The sequence below is a fragment of the Streptomyces recifensis genome, assembly GCF_002154615.1.
Lineage (GTDB): Bacteria > Actinomycetota > Actinomycetes > Streptomycetales > Streptomycetaceae > Streptomyces > Streptomyces griseoluteus.
In genome coordinates this window covers 1-3087 of the sequence record NZ_MUNH01000547.1, presented here as the reverse complement: position 1 = coordinate 3087, position 3087 = coordinate 1, and the positions used below count along the sequence as shown (strand labels likewise).

3 protein-coding genes are annotated in these 3087 nt (G+C 72.5%); all 3 read left to right on the top strand.

The window, feature by feature from the left end; all coding sequences use genetic code 11:
- A partial coding sequence (locus CCN33_RS25505) for an SIS domain-containing protein (RefSeq protein WP_086695819.1) occupies positions 1-765 on the top strand: 765 nt, incomplete at its 5' end.
- Positions 766-816: 51 nt separating this feature from the next.
- Entirely contained in the window at positions 817-1965 is a 1149-nt protein-coding gene (gene manA / locus CCN33_RS25500; RefSeq protein WP_086695818.1) for a mannose-6-phosphate isomerase, class I, read from the top strand.
- A 151-nt stretch (positions 1966-2116) separates the two neighbouring features.
- The coding region (locus tag CCN33_RS25495) for a cation diffusion facilitator family transporter (protein WP_086695817.1) at positions 2117-3087 on the top strand (971 nt) is incomplete at its 3' end.

The following is a 3087-nucleotide window of genomic DNA, read 5'->3' as shown; positions in this document are numbered from 1 at the left end:
AGCCTCGGCCTCCTCGCGGAACAGGCATACCGCCGAGGCTGCTCCGTGGTGGCCGTGGCCCCCGCCGGAACCCCCCTCGCGGAAGCGGTCGCGGGCGCGCACGGCATGTTCATCCCGATGGCGACGGCGCCGTACGACCAGGGCGAGCCGGTCGCCGCGTCCTCCTCAGGCGTCTTCTGGGCCCTGCTCACCCCGCTGCTGGCCCTCCTGGACCGCGTCGGCCTGCTGACCGCCGGTCCCGACGCGCTGGAGAAGGTGGCCGACCGCCTCGACCAGGTCGCCGAGCGCTGCGGCCCCGCCATCGCCACCTACGGCAACGCGGCCAAGACGCTCGCCGCGGAACTCGCCGACGCCCTGCCCGTCGTCTGGACGGAGGGCCCCTCCGCCGGCCCGGCGGGCCGCCGCTTCGCCGCCGCCCTGGCCGAACTCGCGGGCCGCCCCGCCCTGGTGGCCGAACTCCCCGAGGCGCTCCTCGCGCACGAGGCCCTGCTCTCCGGCCCGCTGGCCGCCCGTGCCGATCCGGACGACTTCTTCCGCGACCGCGTCGAGGAGGCGCCCGCGATGCACGCGCGCGTGGTGCTGCTCCGGGACCGTCCCATCGCCGGTCTCAGCGCCGCCCCCGGCGCCCGCGACCTGGCCCTCGGACACGACACGCCGATCAGCGAACTCGAACCGGAGGAGGGCGGCGAACTGGAGACCCTCGCCGACCTGATCGCCGTCACCGATTTCGCCGCCGTTTACCTGGCGCTCGCCGCCGGCGCCTGAGCTGATCCCAGGCACCCGCCCGCGGCGCCCGTACGGAGACAGAGAAGACACATGGACCGCCTCGACAACACCGTCCGCCCCTACGCCTGGGGCTCGACCACCGCCATCCCGCGGCTGCTGGGCACCGAGCCCACCGGCGAACCGCAGGCCGAGATGTGGATGGGCGCCCATCCCGGTGCTCCGTCGCGCACCTCGCGCGGCACGCTGGTGGAGGTCATCGACGCCGACCCGGAGCGCGAGCTGGGCGCCGAGGCGGTGGCGAAGTTCGGCCCGCGTCTGCCCTTCCTGCTCAAGATCCTCGCCGCGGGCGCCCCGCTCTCCCTCCAGGTCCACCCCGACCTGGCCCAGGCGCGCGAGGGCTACGCCGAGGAGGAGCGCAGGGGCGTCCCCGTGGACGCCCCCGACCGCAACTACAAGGACGCCAACCACAAGCCCGAACTCATCTGCGCCCTCACCGAGTTCGACGGCCTGTGCGGCTTCCGCGCCCCTGCCGAGGCGGCCGGCCTGCTCGACGGCCTGGGCGTCGACTCCCTCAAGCCGTACGTCGACCTGCTGCGCGCCCAGCCCGAGGACGCCGCCCTGCGGGAGGTCCTCACCGCCATCCTCACCGCGAACCCCGAGGACATGGCCGACACCGTCACCGAGGCCACCGCCGCCTGCACCCGCCTCGGCGGCCCGTACACCCCGTACGCCGACATGGCCCGCGACTACCCCGGCGACCCCGGCGTGATCGCGGCCATGCTGCTGAACCACGTCCGGCTCCAGCCCGGCGAGGCCCTGTTCCTCGGCGCGGGCATCCCGCACGCCTACCTGGACGGTCTCGGCGTCGAGATCATGGCCAACTCCGACAACGTCCTGCGCTGCGGCCTGACCCCCAAGCACATCGACGTCCCCGAACTCCTGCGCGTGGTCCGCTTCGAGGCGAGCGACCCCGGTGTCCTGCGCCCCGAGGCCTCCCCGGAGGGCGAGGAGGTCTACGAGACCCCCATCGACGAATTCCGGCTCTCCCGCTGGGTCCTGCCCGGCGAGAGCGCCCGCGACCTGACCCTTCCGACCCCGCAGATCCTGCTGTGCACGGCCGGTTCGGTCCGCGTCGGCGAGCACGGTCTGCTGCCGGGGCGGTCCGTCTTCGTTCCGGCGGGCGAGAAGGCCGAGGCGTCCGGCGAGGGCACGCTGTTCCGCGCCACTGTGATCGTATGACCGCCCCTGTGGACACCTGAGGCGCCGCACGCCGGTGGGACTGCAACAATGGCCCACCGGCAAAGCACGTGCAAAAAAGCGACCCGTGGGGGCACAAGAGCCGTGCGGGGGTGCCGAGAAGGCGACAAGGGCGAAGGGAAAACGCGAACTCATGAGCGCGTCAGGCGGTAACAAGGCGATCGTGGCGGCACTCGGCGCCAATCTGGCGATCGCGGCATCGAAGTTCGTGGCGTTCGCGTTCAGCGGCTCCTCGTCGATGCTCGCCGAGGGCGTCCACTCGGTCGCCGACTCCGGCAACCAGTTCCTGCTGCTCATCGGCGGCAAGAAGGCCCAGCGCGAGGCCACCCCGCAGCACCCCTTCGGCTACGGCCGCGAGCGGTACATCTACGCCTTCCTGGTCTCCATCGTCCTCTTCTCCATCGGCGGCATGTTCGCCATCTACGAGGGCTACGAGAAGATCAGCCACCCCCACCCGGTGGAGCACTGGTACTGGCCGGTCGGCGTCCTCATCTTCGCGATCATCGCCGAGGGCTTCTCCTTCCGTACGGCCATCAAGGAGTCCAACGAGCTGCGCGGCAAGCTCTCCTGGGCCCAGTTCATCCGCCGCGCCAAGGCGCCCGAGCTGCCCGTCGTGCTGCTGGAGGACTTCGGCGCGCTCATCGGCCTGGTCCTCGCCCTCGGCGGCGTCGGCATCGCCCTGCTCACCGGCGACGGCGTCTGGGACGGCATCGGCACCGTCTGCATCGGTGTCCTGCTCGTCGCCATCGCGCTGGTGCTCGCCTCCGAGACCAAGTCCCTGCTGCTCGGCGAGGCCGCCGGCCTGGAGGACGTCAAGAAGATCGAGGCCGCCATCGTCGACGGCGACACCGTCACCGGCGTCATCCACATGCGCACCCTCCACCTCGGCCCCGAGGAACTTCTCGTCGCCGCCAAGATCGCCGTCCAGCACGACGACACGGCCGCCGAGGTCGCCAACGCGATCAACCGCGCCGAGGCCCGCATCCGCGAGGCCGTCCCGATCGCCCGCGTCATCTACCTGGAGCCGGACATCTACAGCGCCGCCGAGGCCGCCAAGGGCCCCGACCCGCTCGCCACGCCGGGCGGCCCGAACCCCCACCCGGC

Bases quoted from the DNA above. Each gene is read 5' to 3' on its own strand.
- manA (WP_086695818.1), top strand. From the start codon at position 817: ATGGACCGCCTCGACAACACCGTCCGCCCCTACGCCTGGGGCTCGACC.